An 18,484-nucleotide genomic window follows, 5' to 3' on the forward strand; every position below is an offset into this window, starting at 1 on the left:
CATGCATATCGCGGAGTTTGCAATTCGTAGATGGCAGCTGACACTGGTGCTGTTCACGCTGCTCTGCGCGTTGGGCTTTTCTGCATTTCAGCAAGTTCCCCGCTCCGTTGACCCGCATTTTTCCATGCCTGTCGTGTCAATTGTGGCATCCCAGCCCGGGGCAGATGCGGCAGAGATTGAGCAAACCATTACCAAGCCGATTGAGGAATTGGTTCAGGGTTTGGAGGATGTCCAAAGTGTCGTCTCGTCCAGCAGCGACGGTAATGCGGTCATTCGGGCGGAGTTTGACTGGTCTGGCAATCCGGACCAATATTTCAACGATGCAGTGCGTGAAGTCACAGCGATCCGGAACCAACTACCTGCGGACCTTCAGGGCCTACAATTCGAAAAAGTCCGCACGACAAATGCGTCAATCCTCCAAATTGCGCTGCTGAGCGATACTGCAAGCTGGTACCGGATGGAGAAATATGCCCGCGATGTCAGCGAGGCCTTGGGGCGGGATAAAGAGGTCCGTCAGGCAGAAATTTACGGCCTGCCCCAACCGGAAATCAGCGTTGCGATTGATTCGGGTAGGCTTGCCGAGTTGCGGTTGCCAGCAAGCGTTGTGGTCGATGCGATCCGCGTTGGCGGTGCGGATGTGCCCGCTGGCGCCGTCATCAGCGGTGCCCGCAGATTCAATGTGGAGACAGGCGGCGCATTCCGGGACCTTGAAAAAATTCGCAATCTTCCGATCCGGTCGAACGACGGGTCGATAATCCGTGTCGGAGATGTCGCCGACGTGAAAATCAGCGCGGCAGAACAACGCGTGAAAGTCAGCCATAATGGCAAGCGCGCGGTCTTCATTACCGCCAATCAGAAACAGGGCACTGATGCGACCAAGCTGCGCAATCGTTTGGTGGAAGAACTTGCACGGCAACAGGAATTGTTGCCGCCCGATATAGAAGCCGTGGTCCAGTTTGACCAAAGCAAGGATATTCGGAAACGCTTGGACGAGCTCGCGCGCGACTTTGCAATCGCCTTGTTTCTGGTGCTGATCACTTTGTTGCCCTTGGGCTGGCGGGCGTCGATCATCGTGATGATATCGATTCCGCTGTCAATTGCGTCGGGGCTGCTTGCGATATCGGCCTATGGCTTTAACCTTAGCCAGTTCGTGGTTGCCGGCTTCATCCTGACGTTGGGATTATTGGTCGATGATTCGATTGTTGTGGTCGAAAACATCGCCCGGCACCTGCGCATGGGGAAAAGCCGGAACGAAGCGGCCATTGACGGGACCAAAGAGATTACGATGGCGGTTTTGGGGTCGACCGGCGTGTTGGTCTTTGCCTTTTTGCCCTTGTTCTTTTTGCCTGAAGGGGCGGGCAAATTTATCCAGAGCTTTATCGGCACCATCGTTGCAACGATTACGGCATCAATGATTGTTTCGCTCACGATCATACCGTTTCTGGCGAGCCGAATTCTCAAAGGCGACGAGCCCGAGGAAGGCAGCCCGCTTCTGCAATGGCTGATGCGTAATATTGACCGTTTCTACCACCCAATGTTGCATTGGGCGCTCGACCGGCCGCGCCGTTCCGTATGGGGTGCATTAATTGGCACATGCGCGGCATTCTCGCTTGTGCCGATACTTGGTTTCAGCCTGTTTCCAAACGCCGATACATCTTATTTCCGCGTCACAATAGAGGCAGAGCAGGGTGCGAGCATCGCCGAAACGGGACGCATTGTCGCCCAAGTATCCACCGTTCTGAAAACCGAACCCGCTATTAAAGTCCGCGCAGAAAATGTCGGCGCATATAACCCGCCCGTTTTCTACAATTCGTTTCAGCGCGGCGAAAACCCGACCCATGGCGAGGTGATTGCAATAATGGATGCGTGGGAAGGCACAAAGTCCCAAGCGATGGTTGACAGGCTGCGCAAGAAATTGGACCAGATATCAGGCGCGCGGATCAAGCTGATGTTGTTTCAGAATGGCGCGCCCATCAACGCCCCCGTCGAATTTCGCGTCTATGGTCCTGATCAGGACGAGCTAAAACGTCTCGCGGGGCAAATGGCGCAAGTGTTAACCGAAACCCCCGGCACAAGAGACATTAACAACCCAGTTGCGTTCGATAAGGTCGATTTGGACATACAAGTTGACGATGCCAAAGCCGCGTTGCTTGATCTGCCTGCGGGTGCCGCGCGGCGGGCGATACGGCTTGCGCTCAGCGGGGAGCGGGCTGGTACCTATCGCGACACCGAAGGGGACAGCTACCCCGTTGTTGTCCGCTTGCCATTGGCAGAGACGCAGCCGGTTTCGGCGTTGGAAGCGATCTATGTTTCGAACCGAAGCGGGCAGGCAGTGCAATTGGCGGAGATTTCAGACCCGACGCTGGAATCAACGCCTTCCGCCATTTATCGGTATAATCTTCAGCGCTATGTTGGCGTCACGGCCCAGATCAACGACGGCGTTGTCGTGTCCAAAGTGAATGTCGATGCAAAAAAGCGGATGGACCAGATTCCGCTTAAGCCCGGCTACTCCATCGCGGTGGGCGGTGAGGCGGAAAAAATCAATGATACCTTTGCCGGTTTCGGCCCAGTGGTGGTGGTGGCCTTGTTCAGCATATTCGCCATATTAGTGGCTGAATTTGGCAGGTTTAAGGAAGCTTTGGTCGTTGCCGGCGTTATTCCCTTGGGCACCTTTGGCGGCCTCATCGCATTGTTGATAACCGGCAACAACCTGTCCTTTCTTGCGATCATTGGATTTATCGCTTTGGTCGGTATTGAGATTAAAAACTCCATATTGTTGGTCGATTTCACCACGCAGTTGCGCCAGCGCGGGCTTGGCTTGCGCGAAGCGATTGAAAAGGCAGGTGAAGTACGATTCTTACCTGTCCTGCTTACGTCCGTGACCGCGATAGGCGGCCTGATGCCGCTCGCCTTGTTTGGCGGCAGCCTATATTCGCCATTGGCAATCGTGTTAATCGGGGGGTTGATTTCTTCCACTTTGCTATCACGTATTGTCACGCCTGCGATGTACCTTCTGGTGGTGCGCGGGGATGCGGCTAAGGCCGCAAACGCTGCCCAAGTTAAAGGATAGATTATGCCGCAAGAAGAAGCCATTTTTGCCGGAGGTTGTTTCTGGTGCACTGAAGCCGTGTTTGGACAACTGAATGGCGTTAGCGGCGTCGTAAGCGGCTATATTGGGGGCCATACGGTCGATCCGACTTACAAAGACGTGTGCGGCGGAAATACGGGCCATGCCGAGGCAATCCGCATCGCATTCGATGCTGACGTCATAAGCTATGCCGATTTGGTCGAAATATTCTTTGCAACGCATGAACCAACGCAGCTAAATCGGCAGGGCAGTGACATCGGTACCCAATATCGTTCGGCAATTTTCCCATTGTCCGACGAACAGCGCGCAGAGGCCGAGGCGGGCATAGAAAAGGCAGCAGGCGATTGGCCCACACCCATTGTGACGACAATTGAGGGCCCCGCCACTTGGTATCCTGCCGAAGATTATCACCAAGAATATTGGGGCGGCGAAGGGCAGCGCAACCCCTATTGCCTCGCAGTCATTCCGCCAAAATTGGCAAAGCTGAAAAAAGGATTTGCCGAACGGATTGCAAAGTCTGCGTAGACTTTGTTGTTTCAGGCGTTAAGCAGAGATCATGACACGTAGACCTGTTCGAAAGGCTGTATTTCCTGTTGCTGGATTGGGAACACGTTTCCTGCCCGCGACAAAAGCCATTCCCAAAGAAATGCTCCCAATTGTCGACAGTCCGCTCATTCAATATGCGGTCGATGAAGCGCGTGAGGCCGGTATAGAGCAGATGATTTTTGTCACTGGTCGCGGCAAAAGCGTCATTGAGGATCATTTCGACATCGCGTTTGAACTTGAGCACACCATGACCGCACGTGGGAAAGACGTGTCGGTTTTGGCGAACACGCGGCTTAGTCCCGGCAATTGTGTATATGTGCGGCAGCAAGAGCCCTTGGGCCTTGGCCACGCCATCTGGTGCGCGCGTGATATCATTGGCGATGAGCCCTTTGCCATCTTCCTACCCGACGAGTTTATGCATGGATCGCCGGGATGTATGAAGCAGATGGTCGATGCGTATCACCAGATTGGCGGAAACATCATCAGCGTGCTTGAAGTGCCGCATGATAAAGTTTCCAGTTATGGTGTGATTGCACCGGGCGCGGCGAATGGCGCGGTGACCGAAGTATTGGGCTTAGTTGAAAAGCCAAAGGTTGAGGATGCGCCTTCGAACTTGATCGTGTCGGGGCGCTATATCCTTCAGCCGGAGGTTATGCGGATACTTGAAGGTCAGGAAAAAGGCGCAGGCGGTGAAATACAGCTTACCGACGCCATGGCACAGATGATCGGCCAGCAACCCTTTAACGCCGTCACATTTAACGGCAACCGCTATGACTGCGGATCAAAATTGGGATATATCGAAGCGAACTTAGCGCTCGCGCTGCAACGCCCAGATATGGCAGAGCAGGTGCGCATAATGGCAATGAATTTGCTCAAGTAATTCGTTTCAGTGAGGATATGTCTTGCGACGGAATGTGCGTTTGGTGTTGGCGATAGCGCCCATGATTCTGTTGCAAGGATGCGTTGCGTCCGTGGTCTCAAGCGTTGTCACAGCACCGGTGAAGATCGTATCCAAAACCGCCGATGTCCTTACTACCAGCCAGTCTGAGTCCGATGAAAAACGTGGGCGTGACATGCGTAAGCGCGAAGAAAACCTCGGAAAATTGTCTCGTCAGTTGAATAAAGCGCAAAAACGCTGCGCCGATGGCGACAGAGACGCCTGCGAAAAAGCGGAAGACATTCGTGAGCAGTTTGAGGACGAGCGGGACGATCGGTGACAAAGCCACCTTTCCGCTGACTTTTTAGAAACATCGACAAATGGATGAAGCGTAAACTGATCTTGCGGCTTGTCGACAAGGCAGCCCGTTAGTCGAACTTAACTGGCCCCGAAATGTCCTGCACTGCTAACCGGCGTTTATGCCACATAAGACGAACATTTTGTGGGTCTTACGGGAGATTTCTATGTTTGGTTTGAAAATTCGGCAAGCGTTGCTGGTCACAGCAGCGATTATTCTGTTTGTCCCCGACATTGCACATGCAAATGTCGATAATGCCAACGCCGATATGTCCGTGACACCAACGGGTAGCCGGAAATTCGACCCTGATTTTTTCGTCACTTACGCCCCTGTGACCGCGCTTGATATGGTGAAACGGATTCCTGGCTTTTCGATCAACGAGGGTGAAGGTCGTCGCGGTTTCGGGGAAAATGACGGTAATGTTTTGATTGACGGTGATCGTCCCGCAACCAAATCCGACGACATTTTAACGATCCTCTCCCGAATACCCGCAAGCCAGGTCGAATTTATAGTGCTTTCGGAACAGGCCGGCGCGGACACCGAGACGCAAGGGCAAGGCCAAGCGGTCAATATCGTCCGCAAACGCTCGGCAAAATTGAACGGCACCTATGAAGCCACCATCGTAGCAGGAACGCGTTATGGGTTTCAGCCATCACTCAATATATCGGCAACCCTTCGCCGCGGCGACATCAGCTATGAGCTGAATTTCTCGTCTTATTCGGAACGCGTGTATGGTTTTGGTCCCGAAGACTTTAAGACTGCCTCCGGAGGACTTGTGGAACGGCGATCCTATGCCGGGAAAGGCGGCCATGACGAAGCTGCACTCGGGGTGGGCATTAAAACCAGAATAGGGGGAGTAAAACTCAACCTCAATGGACAAATGCGCTGGAATGACAATTTCGACATTCGCAATGCCGAATATTCAAATGCAACGCGGGTCCGCACTGGCACAGAATTCTTGCGGCGCGACGGACCGATCGGCGACCTAAGTTACGAATTGGGCCGCGATATCGAACTTCCCGCCTTACCGAAAACGAACACCAAGATTGTTGGACTATATCGCACAGGGGATGAAAGCAGCTTCAGTAGTATTGAAACCTCTCGTATTACGCAGCCAGTGTCGCTGTTCGAAACACGAAGCCGAAACACCCCACAGAAGCCGATATACGCATGCAGAATGATTGGGCTGGACTTGAAGGTACGCGGTCCAATTCGGCGCTGAGATCGCCTATAATCGCTTGGACGCACGCTTCAGCGTCGCAAAATCGGTAGCAGGCGCCGTCACGAACTTCCCGGCGTCAAATGTGTTGGTCGAAGAAACGCGGTTTGAACCTTTTGTCAGCGATGTATGGACGCTTGGCCAGGCATGGAAGGTTGAAGCTTGCGCAATCGCGGAGTTTTCGAGGCTCACGCTGTCCGGTGATAGCATCGCGGAACGCAGCTTTAATTTCATCAAGCCACCCGTGATCGCCACGTGGACGATCAGTCCCCAGAATACTTTGGAACTGCGTGCTGAACTTCAAGTAGCGCAATTGAACTTCAACGAAACGCGCCGACAGCAAGAGGGCACTCTAACCACGACTTTCATAGAATATAGCAAGTTCAAATTGGGAACGATCCGCTTCCAAGTGACCGATATGGTAGGGTTCCGACGTGACCGCTTTATCTATGCAGGGACAAGGGCATCGGGCAGCCTTGCCCAGATTGTGAACCGTGAACGCAAGTTGGACCCGTTGTTGCAACTGTCCTTGTCAGGCAAATGCCTAGGGTCAGGACCTATTAAATCCATCTTCGCGGTTTGAGGCCATTTTGTTCAGTGCAAGGCGGCAAAGCGCAGGACTTAGTGGTTCTAAGTCCAAGCTTGCCAACGTAGCAATGGACAAAATGGGCCAAATCCGAAGGACGTCAAAATGGCTTCGATCTCACAGCAAAATGCCCTTGCAGGCAGAATGACTGCCTGCGGCGGACATTTTCCTTCGATCTCTTTGCCATTTTGACGCCGCGAAGGTGGATTTAATAGGTCCTGACCCTAGGCATTTGCGCCCGTATATGGGGGGCAAGGCGGACCAACAAAAAACCCGCCGGAATTGCAACCGGCGGGTTTTTGTTTGCCTTGAAAGCGAAGTTTATTCTTCGCTCGTGTCAACGACATCGTCGATAGCGGCATCAGTGGTGGTCAGGTCATCTGAAATGACCTTTGCCAACACATCGTCGCCAATCGCGGCTTCAGGACCCTGTGCCAGTTCGGCAGCATGCTCTTCGGCTGCTGTCTCTGGCGCAATCAGGCTTTCCTGCAGCTTCTTGTAGCTGGCACGAAGCGCAACATCGCGGCTTGTCGCTGCAATCCGCATCCGGTTCATGGCAGAGCCAGTACCCGCAGGGATGAGGCGACCAACGATGACGTTTTCCTTCAACCCGGTCAGAATGTCCTTCTTACCCTCCACAGCGGCCTGCGTAAGGACGCGTGTGGTTTCTTGGAAGGATGCTGCCGAGATGAACGAACGTGTCTGCAACGAAGCCTTGGTAATGCCCAACAATACGGGGTTACCCGTTGCTGGTGCCTGACCCTTGGTCAACTTTGCATTGATGGCGTCCATTTCTTCGCGGTCAACTTGCTCGCCCGGAAGCAAAGTCGTGTCGCCACCGAAGGTGATTTCAACCTTTTGCAGCATCTGACGAACGATCGTTTCGATGTGCTTATCGTTGATCTTCACGCCCTGCAGACGATACACTTCCTGAATTTCGGCAACCAGATATTCCGCCAGCGCTTCAATGCCCATGACTTCAAGAATGTCATGCGGGTTCGGCGAACCAGCAATCAGGTTATCGCCCTTACGGACGAAATCGCCTTCCTGAACATCAAGTACCTTGGACTTCTGGATCAGATATTCAATCCGATCGCCTTCTTCCGGCACAATCGCAATCTTGCGCTTCGCCTTGTAATCCCGGACGAACTCAACGCGGCCCGAGATTTTGGCGATGATCGCGTTATCCTTTGGAATACGCGCTTCGAACAATTCGGCAACGCGTGGCAGACCGCCGGTGATGTCGCGGGTCTTGGCAGATTCGCGGGTCACACGGGCGATAACATCGCCTGCCTGCACCACGGCACCATCTTCAACCGAAAGCATCGTGCCAACGCCAATCAAATAACGCGCAGCTTCGCCGCTATCGTCATCCAACAGGGTAATGCGCGGACGAAGGTCTTCCTTCTTGGTGCGGCTACCGGCACGATCTTCGATAACGACGCGCTGGGCAATACCCGTTGCTTCGTCGGTCTGTTCGGTCAGCGTCTTGCCGTCGATCAGGTCCTGATACTTCACGATACCCGACTTTTCGGTGATGATCGGCATGGTGAATGGATCCCATTCGGCCAGACGGTCACCCACGTTGACGTCGGCGCCATCCGGGAAGGCCAAAGTCGCACCATAAGGCAGACGGTGGATTTCCATTTCACGGCCATCCTTGTCAACGATGATCAGTTCGCCGTTACGTGCCATCGCTAGGCGCTTCTTCCGCTTGTCGACGATGCTCGGCAGATCGCGATACATGACCTTACCCGCTGCCGTGGCATCAAGGTTGGACTGCTCGTTCAACTGTGCTGCACCTCCGATGTGGAAAGTACGCATGGTCAACTGTGTACCAGGCTCACCAATAGACTGTGCAGCGATAACGCCGACAGCTTCACCGATGTTTACAGGCGTACCGCGTGCAAGGTCACGGCCATAGCAGGTTCCGCACACACCGACCTTGGATTCGCACACCAATGGCGAGCGGATCTTCAGGGCCTGAATGCCGGTTTCTTCCATTGCGACAACCATTGGCTCGTCGAGCAAGGTTCCCGATGGGATCAACACCTTGCCATCAAGGCCCATAATGTCTTCTGCCGTGGTGCGGCCAAGGACACGTTCACCCAGCGAGGCGATAGTCGAACCACCCTGAACGATCGAACGCATTTCCAAAGCACGCTCGGTTCCGCAATCGACTTCAACGATGGTGCAATCTTGCGATACGTCCACCAGACGGCGTGTCAGATACCCTGAGTTCGCTGTCTTCAATGCTGTATCGGCCAGACCCTTACGGGCACCGTGGGTTGAGTTGAAATACTCGAGAACGGTCAGACCTTCCTTAAAGTTCGAGATGATCGGCGTTTCAATGATTTCGCCCGAAGGCTTGGCCATTAGCCCGCGCATACCGGCAAGCTGCTTCATCTGCGCTGGCGAACCACGCGCACCGGAGTGGCTCATCATATAGACCGAGTTGACCGGCAATTCGCGGCCATGCTCGTCCATTGGTGAAGCCTTCAGCTTGTCCATCATGGCACTGGCGACCTTGTCACCGCATGTGGACCAGGCGTCGATCACCTTGTTGTACTTTTCCTGCTGCGTGATCAGGCCGTCCTGATATTGCTGCTCAAAATCGGCAACAATCGCCTTGGTTTCGGCAACCATTTCGGTCTTTTCTTCCGGAATGATCATGTCGTCCTTACCGAACGAAATACCGGCCTTGAACGCATATTTGAAGCCAAGCGACATGATGGCGTCGGCGAACAATACCGTGTCTTTCTGACCAGTGTGGCGGTAGACCTGATCGATAACGTCGCCGATTTCCTTCTTTGTGAGAAGCCGGTTGACGGTCTCGAAGGGCACGCGGTGGCTCTTTGGCAGCGTTTCCGCAAGCAACATACGGCCAGGCGTGGTGTCAAAGCGCACCATACGCTCTACGCCGTCTTCGCCAGTCTGTGGCACGCGGGCGATGATCTTGGAGTGAAGCGTTACCGCACCCACTTCAAGCGCCTGATGCACTTCGGCCATGTCGGACAGCATCATGCCTTCGCCGGGCTCGCCGCGACGATCCATCGAGAGATAATATAGACCCAAGACCATGTCCTGCGAAGGAACGATGATTGGCTTACCATTTGCTGGCGACAGGATGTTGTTTGTGGACATCATCAATACGCGCGCTTCCAATTGCGCCTCAAGGCTCAATGGAACGTGAACAGCCATCTGGTCACCATCAAAGTCGGCGTTGAACGCCGAGCAGACCAATGGGTGAAGCTGGATAGCCTTGCCTTCAATCAGGACAGGCTCAAACGCCTGAATGCCCAAACGGTGCAGTGTTGGCGCACGGTTTAGCAAGACGGGATGTTCGCGGATAACCTCATCAAGGATGTCCCAAACTTCCTTACGCTCCTTTTCGACCCACTTCTTGGCTTGCTTCAGGGTCATCGAAAGACCCTTAGCATCCAGACGCGAGTAAATGAACGGCTTGAACAGTTCGAGCGCCATCTTCTTTGGCAGGCCGCACTGGTGCAATTTCAATTCTGGACCGGTCACAATAACCGAACGACCCGAATAATCGACGCGCTTGCCCAAAAGGTTCTGGCGGAAGCGGCCCTGCTTGCCCTTGAGCATGTCGGATAGCGACTTCAACGGACGCTTGTTGGCACCCGTGATCGTGCGACCGCGACGGCCATTGTCGAACAATGCGTCCACAGCTTCCTGCAACATACGCTTTTCGTTGCGGACGATGATGTCTGGCGCGCGCAATTCGATCAGGCGCTTCAAACGGTTGTTGCGGTTGATGACGCGGCGATAAAGATCGTTGAGATCGGAGGTCGCAAAGCGGCCACCATCCAGCGGTACCAGCGGGCGCAATTCTGGTGGAATGACCGGAATGACGTCCAAGATCATCCACTCTGGCTTGTTGCCGGAATCGATGAAGCTTTCGACGACCTTCAAACGCTTGATGATCTTCTTTGGCTTAAGTTCGGACTTGGTAACCGCCAACTCGTCGAGCAGGTCAGTGCGCTCTTGTTCAAGGTCGAGGTCCATCAACATGGTCTTGACGGCTTCGGCACCAATGCTGGCGGTGAACGCGTCTTCGCCATATTCGTCCTGCGCATCGAGCAATTCGTCTTCGCTCAACAACTGGAACTTCTCCAGCGCGGTCAAGCCAGGCTCAGTCACGATGTAGTTTTCGAAGTACAATACGCGCTCAAGCTGCTTCAGCTGCATGTCGAGCAACAGGCCAATGCGCGAAGGCAGCGACTTCAGGAACCAGATATGTGCAACGGGAGCCGCAAGCTCGATATGGCCCATGCGCTCACGGCGCACCTTGGTGACCGTAACTTCAACGCCGCATTTCTCGCAGACGACGCCCTTATACTTCATGCGCTTATACTTGCCGCACAAGCATTCATAATCCTTTACCGGACCAAAGATGCGCGCGCAGAACAGGCCGTCACGCTCTGGCTTGAACGTACGATAGTTGATGGTTTCCGGCTTTTTAATTTCGCCAAAAGACCAGCTGCGGATTTTATCCGGCGACGCGATCCCGATCTGGATCTGGTCAAAGGTTTCGACCTTGGCGATGGGATTGTTGAATTTGCTCAGTTCGTTCATTTTGTATTCCCTTTGTCTTTCCCCTCCCGCAGGCGGGAGGGGTTAGGGGTGGGTTTCTGTCATCTTGGGCAGCACGCGCACTTTACGTTCGCGCCCACCCCCCCCTCCCCTCCCGCTTGCGGGAGGGGAGGGGAGCAAGTGTTATTCCGCTGCCTCGGCAAAGCCTTCGTCACCTTCGATCAAGTCATGCGCCTTCAGCTCTACATTGAGACCCAATGACCGCATTTCCTTAACCAGAACGTTAAAGCTTTCGGGGATGCCGGCTTCAAAGCTGTCGTCACCCTTGACGATCGCTTCATAAACCTTGGTACGACCGATCACGTCATCTGATTTGACCGTCAGCATTTCCTGCAAGGTGTATGCCGCGCCATAAGCTTGCAGCGCCCAACATTCCATTTCCCCGAAACGCTGACCACCGAACTGCGCCTTGCCACCCAATGGCTGCTGCGTGACAAGGCTGTACGGTCCGATCGAACGGGCGTGGATCTTGTCATCAACAAGGTGATGCAGTTTCAACATGTAGATGATGCCGACTGTGACCTTGCGGTCGAACTTGTCGCCCGTGCGCCCATCGAACAGGTCGGACTGACCCGAACCATCAAGCCCAGCAAGTTGAAGCATCGTTGTTACGTCGGCTTCACGTGCACCGTCGAACACAGGTGTGCCCATGGGAACGCCAGTGCTGACATTGCTGGCAAGTTCAATGATGTCCGCATCGCTGCGGTTCTTGATCTCGTCCGCATATTCTGCACCATAAGCCTTAGCCAGACGTTCACGCACCACGGCTGGCGGGGCTGCTGCTTCGGGGTTCGGGTTTGCATGGCGCCACTCTTCCAGAGCCTCACCAATTTGCATCCCCAGACCACGTGCGGCCCAACCAAGATGGGTTTCGAAAATCTGACCCACGTTCATACGTGACGGCACACCCAATGGGTTGAGCACGATGTCAACTGGTGTACCGTCGGCGAGGAACGGCATGTCTTCTTGCGGCAGGATCCGCGAGATAACACCCTTGTTCCCGTGACGTCCGGCCATCTTGTCACCCGGTTGCAGCTTACGCTTCACCGCGACGAAGACCTTGACCATCTTGAGCACGCCCGGCGCAAGCTCATCGCCCCGCTCCAGCTTCTCACGACGATCTTCGAACTTCGCGACGATCAACTTGACGGCATCGTCATACTGCACCTTAACCGCTTCAAGATCTCCTTGGACCTTGTCATCGGCAACGGCGATTTTCCACCATTCGTATCGCTCGACTTCACCAAGATTTTCCTCAGTTATGACATCGCCCTTCTTGATGCCCTTTGGCGCTGCGGCTGCAGTTTGGCCGATGAGCATGTCTTTCAGGCGGTTGTAGGTTGCACGGTTCAAAATTGAACGTTCGTCCTCTCGGTCCTTAGCAAGACGCTCGATTTCTTCACGTTCAATCGCCATGGCGCGCTCGTCTTTGTCGATACCGTGACGGTTAAAGACGCGGACTTCAACGACCGTACCGGCAACACCCGGCGACAGACGCAGTGAGGTGTCGCGCACGTCGCTGGCCTTTTCACCGAAGATGGCGCGCAGCAGTTTTTCTTCTGGCGTCATCGGGCTTTCGCCCTTTGGCGTGATCTTACCGACCAGAATGTCACCGGGGTGAACCTCTGCGCCGATGTAGACAATGCCAGCCTCATCAAGGCTGCGAAGCGCTTCTTCACCTACGTTTGGAATATCGCGGGTGATATCTTCTGGTCCAAGCTTGGTATCGCGGGCCATGACTTCGAATTCTTCGATATGGACTGATGTAAACACATCGTCCTTCACGATACGTTCCGAGATCAGGATCGAATCTTCGTAATTATATCCGTTCCAAGGCATAAACGCGACAAGGCTGTTCTTGCCCAAAGCGAGTTCGCCCAGTTCAGTCGAAGGACCGTCGGCGATGATGTCGCCGGCCTCAATCACGTCGCCAACCTTCACCAATGGCTTTTGGTTGATGCAGGTGTTCTGGTTCGAACGCTGGAACTTTTGCAGCGTGTAGATGTCGACGCCCGATTTGCCGGGTTCGACATCACCAGTCACGCGCACAACAATACGCGTTGCATCGACTTGGTCGACGATACCAGTGCGACGTGCGCCAATGGCCGCGCCGGAGTCACGGGCAACGGTCTCTTCCATACCAGTGCCGACAAACGGCGCTTCTGCACGCAGCAGAGGCACAGCCTGACGTTGCATGTTCGATCCCATCAATGCGCGGTTCGCGTCATCATTTTCCAAGAAAGGAATGAGCGATGCCGCAACCGAAACCAGCTGCTTTGGCGAGACGTCCATCAAGGTGATCTGGTCACGCGGTGCCATCAGGAATTCACCTGCTTCACGCGACGAAATTAGGTCCTCGGCAAAGCTGCCATCGGCGTTCAATTCGGCGTTTGCCTGCGCGATGGTGTTCTTCTGCTCTTCCATTGCGGAGAGATACACCACATCGTCGGTGACCTTATTGTCGATGACCTTGCGGTATGGTGTTTCGATAAAGCCATATTTGTTCACGCGGCTGAATGATGCCAGCGAGTTGATCAGGCCGATGTTCGGGCCTTCTGGCGTTTCAATCGGGCAGATACGGCCATAATGCGTTGGGTGCACGTCGCGGACTTCAAAGCCAGCGCGCTCCCGCGTGAGGCCACCTGGTCCAAGGGCCGAAACGCGGCGCTTGTGGGTGACTTCCGAAAGCGGGTTGGTCTGATCCATAAACTGCGACAATTGCGACGAACCAAAAAATTCACGGACCGCAGCAACAGCTGGCTTTGCGTTGATCAGGTCGTTTGGCATCACGGTCGATACGTCAACCGAGCTCATCCGCTCCTTCACCGCGCGCTCCATGCGCAGCAGACCAACGCGATACTGGTTTTCCAGCAATTCGCCGACCGAACGGACACGACGGTTGCCAAGGTTATCGATATCGTCGATTTCGCCCTTGCCGTCCTTCAGATTTACCAGTTCCTTGACCACGGCGAGGATATCCTCCGTCCGCAACGTCGTCAGCGTATCTTCGACGTCCAAGTTCAACCGCATGTTCAACTTCACGCGGCCTACCGCGCTGAGGTCATAGCGGTCAGCGTCGAAGAACAAGCCAGCAAACAAGGCTTCTGCGGTTTCACGCGTTGGCGGCTCGCCAGGACGCATGACGCGGTAAATGGCGTCGAGCGCCATGTCGCGGTTCTCGGCCTTGTCCGCCTTCAATGTGTTGCGCATCCATGCACCGGTGATGACATGGTCGATGTCGAGCAGCTCAAGGCTGTCAATGCCGGCCTTGTCCAACGCATCGAGGTTTTCGGCGGTGATTTCGTCACCGGCTTCAACATAAATCCGGCCCGTCTTCTCGTCGATCAGGTCGAACGCCGAATAACGGCCAAAGATTTCTTCGGTCGGGATCAGCAAGCTGGTCAAGCCATCCCTCACGGCCTTGTTGGCCGCGCGCGGGGTCACCTTAGTGCCGGCGGGGAATACGACTTCGCCCGTCTTGGCATCGACAATGTCGAACATCGGCTTTGACGCGCGCCATTGCTCCGCATTGAACGGAATCTTCCATCCACCCTTGCCACGTTCAAATGTCACGCGGTCGTAGAAATGGCCCAGGATTTCTTCGTCGTTCAAACCAAGCGAATAGAGCAATGTCGTGACCGGCAACTTGCGCTTACGGTCGATACGGACGTTGACAATATCCTTGGCATCAAATTCAAAGTCGAGCCACGAACCACGGTACGGAATAACGCGCGCTGCAAACAGATATTTGCCGCTGCTGTGCGTTTTGCCACGGTCATGGTCGAACAATACGCCCGGCGAACGGTGCATTTGGCTGACGATAACGCGCTCTGTACCGTTGATGAAGAAGGTGCCGTTATGCGTCATGAGCGGCATGTCGCCCATATACACGTCCTGCTCCTTAATATCGAGGACCGAGCGCGCCTCGGTGTCTGGATCAACCTCAAACACGATCAGGCGCAACGTCACCTTCATCTGCGCTGCATAAGTAATTCCGCGCTGACGGCATTCCTCAACGTCAAATTTCGGATCTTCGAGTTCGTAATGCACGAAGTCGAGTTCCGAGGTGCCGGCAAAATCCTTAACCGGAAAGACGCTGCGCAGCGTCTTTTCAAGGCCGGAAACATAGCCTATCGACGGGTCAGAACGCAGGAACTGTTCATAGCTCTCGCGCTGAACCTCAATGAGGTTGGGCATGTCGATAACTTCATGGATGTTACCGAAGATTTTGCGGATACGCTTTTGACGCGACAGGGTCGCAGGAGCGGGACGGGATGCCATAAGGTGCTTTGCCTCAGTTAGAAATGTCAGTCGCGGCGTGCCATTCCACAGACAAGAAAAGGCCACATAGCAATGCCCCGAAGAATCGAGCCCTGCCGTGCAGCCGTTTCGCGTATGTGAAAATCCATATCCATCAATACGTTAGCCAAGTTGCGCGACGACGAGGCCATTCCCGATGGGTTGGATGTTGGGGGCGCTATAGGCGGGTAGGGGGTGGGGGTCAAGGGCGCGGGGGTCAAGCGGGAGGCAAGGACCAGCGTATCTAACATTGAGTTGTTTGAATAATCCGCGGAACAGACATTAAAGAATTATTTTTCCGGCAATTTGAGCACTGACAGGAATATTAGCTATACCAGTATCCCTTATGTCAAGATTGCCGCAGCCAATAAAATCGGCGGGTCAATTTTGATCCCAAAATCTATTCTGAAATAGCGCGCGGGCGGGACTTTCTAAATCCTCCCCATCGACTTGCGATGGGGAGGGGGACCGCGCGATGATCACCCCCATCACGCACCCCATCGCACATAACCCCCTACCGCCTTTCCGCCATGCTTGAAGGGGCGGGGCGGCCCTGCTAGGGGCGGCTGCATGACTGAACTTTCTCTCATCCGCAATTTTTCGATCATCGCCCACATAGATCACGGGAAGTCGACTCTGGCCGACCGGTTGATCCAACAAACGGGCGGGCTTACCGCGCGGGAGATGACGAGCCAAGTCCTTGATAATATGGACATTGAGAAAGAGCGCGGCATCACGATCAAGGCGCAGACGGTGCGGCTGGATTACACCGCGAACGACGGCCTTACCTATCAATTGAACCTGATGGACACCCCCGGCCATGTCGACTTTGCCTATGAAGTCAGCCGCAGCCTCGCCGCATGCGAAGGCGCGTTGCTTGTTGTCGACGCCGCGCAAGGTGTTGAGGCGCAAACGCTCGCCAACGTTTACCAATCCATTGAGCATGACCATGAAATCGTGCCCGTCATCAACAAGATCGATCTGCCTGCGGCAGAGGTGGACAAGGTCAAGGCCGAGATTGAGGAAATCATCGGTCTGCCCGCCGACGACGCCGTCCTGACCAGCGCCAAATCAGGCATCGGCATCGCCGAAGTGCTTGAGGCGGTCGTCACCCGCATCCCGCCGCCAAAGGGCGACCGCAGCGCCCCGTTGAAGGCGATGTTGGTCGATAGCTGGTATGACCCCTATCTGGGCGTCGTCATCCTGATCCGCGTCATCGACGGCGTGATTAAAAAAGGTCAGGAAATTCAGTTCATGGCAGCCGGCACAAAGCATTTGGTCGACCGCGTCGGATGTATGCGGCCAAAGCTAGAGATCCTGCCCGAAATCGCGGCTGGCGAAGTTGGCATCATCACCGCGCAGATTAAGGAAGTCGCGCAAACCCGCGTCGGCGACACCATCACCGATGCCAAGCGCCCCGCCGCAGAAGCGCTCCCTGGCTTTAAGGAAGTGCAGCCCGTGGTGTTCTGCGGCCTGTTCCCCACCGACGCCGCCGACTTTGAAAAACTGCGCGAAAGCATCAGCAAGCTGCGCCTCAACGACGCATCATTCAGCTTTGAAACCGAAAGCAGCGCCGCCTTGGGCTTTGGCTTTCGCTGCGGGTTCCTTGGGTTGCTCCATTTGGAGATCATTCAGGAACGGCTAACGCGCGAGTTCGACCTCGACCTCATCACCACCGCGCCCAGCGTTGTGTATAAGCTGCAACTCAGCCGCAGCAAAACCGAAGATGCCTGCGAGATGGAACTGCACAACCCGTCCGACATGCCCGACGTCAACCGCATCGACGAAATTCAGGAACCGTGGATACAGGCGACGATTTACTGCCCCGATGAATATCTCGGCTCCATCTTGAAATTATGCCAAGACCGGCGCGGTATTCAAAAGCAGCTGACCTATGTCGGTGGCCGGGCGCAGATCGTTTACGAATTGCCGTTGAATGAGGTGGTGTTCGACTTTTACGACCGCCTAAAAAGCATCAGCCGTGGCTATGCCTCTTTCGATTATCACCAGATCGGCCACCGCGAAGGCGACCTTGTGAAGATGAGCATCATGGTCAATGGCGACGCGGTCGACGCGTTGAGCATGATCGTCCACCGTGGCACGGCGGAATCGCGCGGCCGCGGCATGTGCGAACGCCTAAAAGACCTCATCCCGCGCCATTTGTTCAAAATCCCCGTGCAAGCGGCCATCGGCGGCAAAGTCATCGCCCGCGAAACCATCGCCGCAATGCGCAAAGACGTGACCGCCAAATGCTATGGCGGCGACATCAGCCGCAAGAAAAAGCTGCTGGAAAAGCAGAAAAAGGGCAAGGCGCGGATGCGCGAATATGGCAATGTGAGCATTCCGCAGGAAGCGTTTATTGCAGCGCTGCGGATGGGGGAGGAGTAACTTTTCCCGCCTCACTTAAATTGCCCGCTTTAACCGCCAATGCGTTAGGCCCCAAATAAACCCCAATTCTCTGACTGACAGCGCGCTGCCACTCTGCTACGCGGCCCAGCATGCTTAATCTGAACGGTATCACCGTGCGCCTTGGCGGACGCACTATCCTTGACCGCGCCACCGCGGCCTTGCCCCCTTACAGCCGTATCGGCCTGATCGGGCGCAATGGTGCGGGTAAGTCGACATTGATGAAGGTGATGATTGGTTCGCTGGAGGCCGATGACGGCAGCCTCGATATGCCCAAGGGCACGCGCATCGGCTATATCGCGCAAGAGGCGCCTGCGGGCGATTCCACGCCGTTTGACACGGTGCTGGCGGCAGATACAGAACGCGCGGCGTTGATGGCCGAAAGCGAGCAAGAGGGGCTTGACCCCGACCGCATGGCCGAAGTGCATGAACGCTTGATCGCGATTGATGCCTATACGGCGCCCGCGCGGGCTTCGCGGATTTTGGTC

Annotated in this window: 10 protein-coding genes; 8 read left to right on the top strand and 2 right to left on the bottom strand. The window is 55.0% G+C overall.

The genetic code is table 11. From position 1 onward, the window contains the following. Position 1: 1 nt before the first annotated feature. The 6 genes from Q0N43_RS09895 (at position 2) to Q0N43_RS09920 (ending at position 6,671) form a co-directional block, all read left to right on the top strand. Positions 2–3,070, top strand: coding sequence for an efflux RND transporter permease subunit (locus Q0N43_RS09895; protein ID WP_295445910.1), 3,069 nt, complete (start codon positions 2–4; stop codon positions 3,068–3,070). A 3-nt stretch (positions 3,071–3,073) separates the two neighbouring features. Then, on the top strand, positions 3,074–3,613 hold the full coding sequence (gene msrA / locus Q0N43_RS09900) for a peptide-methionine (S)-S-oxide reductase MsrA (RefSeq protein ID WP_295445912.1): 540 nt from the start codon (positions 3,074–3,076) through the stop codon (positions 3,611–3,613). Between the two features lie 31 nt (positions 3,614–3,644). Next, on the top strand, positions 3,645–4,514 hold the full coding sequence (gene galU, locus Q0N43_RS09905; protein ID WP_295445914.1) for a UTP--glucose-1-phosphate uridylyltransferase GalU: 870 nt from the start codon (positions 3,645–3,647) through the stop codon (positions 4,512–4,514). A 118-nt stretch (positions 4,515–4,632) separates the two neighbouring features. Then, the gene (locus tag Q0N43_RS09910) at positions 4,633–4,851 is read left to right on the top strand and encodes a hypothetical protein (protein ID WP_366845963.1); all 219 of its coding nucleotides are present in this window, start codon (positions 4,633–4,635) and stop codon (positions 4,849–4,851) included. Between the two features lie 184 nt (positions 4,852–5,035). Further along, positions 5,036–6,091, top strand: coding sequence for a hypothetical protein (locus tag Q0N43_RS09915; RefSeq protein WP_295445918.1), 1,056 nt, complete (start codon positions 5,036–5,038; stop codon positions 6,089–6,091). A 16-nt stretch (positions 6,092–6,107) separates the two neighbouring features. Beyond that, entirely contained in the window at positions 6,108–6,671 is a 564-nt protein-coding gene (locus tag Q0N43_RS09920) for a hypothetical protein (protein ID WP_295445920.1), read from the top strand. Positions 6,672–6,995: 324 nt separating this feature from the next. Here the strand turns inward: Q0N43_RS09920 and rpoC are convergent, their stop codons facing one another. Next, complete coding sequence (gene rpoC / locus Q0N43_RS09925) at positions 6,996–11,273, bottom strand: DNA-directed RNA polymerase subunit beta' (RefSeq protein ID WP_295445922.1); 4,278 nt, start codon at positions 11,271–11,273, stop codon at positions 6,996–6,998. A gap of 141 nt (positions 11,274–11,414) precedes the next feature. Beyond that, a complete protein-coding gene (gene rpoB / locus Q0N43_RS09930; RefSeq protein ID WP_295445923.1) occupies positions 11,415–15,572 on the bottom strand; it encodes a DNA-directed RNA polymerase subunit beta in 4,158 nt (1,385 codons plus the stop codon). A 588-nt stretch (positions 15,573–16,160) separates the two neighbouring features. Between rpoB and lepA the strand changes: the two genes are divergently transcribed. Beyond that, on the top strand, positions 16,161–17,978 hold the full coding sequence (lepA, locus tag Q0N43_RS09935) for a translation elongation factor 4 (protein WP_295445925.1): 1,818 nt from the start codon (positions 16,161–16,163) through the stop codon (positions 17,976–17,978). Between the two features lie 110 nt (positions 17,979–18,088). Continuing rightward, the coding region (locus Q0N43_RS09940) for an ATP-binding cassette domain-containing protein (RefSeq protein ID WP_295445927.1) at positions 18,089–18,484 on the top strand (396 nt) is incomplete at its 3' end.

Source organism: Sphingorhabdus sp. EL138 (assembly GCF_945882965.1).
GTDB lineage: Bacteria > Pseudomonadota > Alphaproteobacteria > Sphingomonadales > Sphingomonadaceae > Sphingorhabdus_B.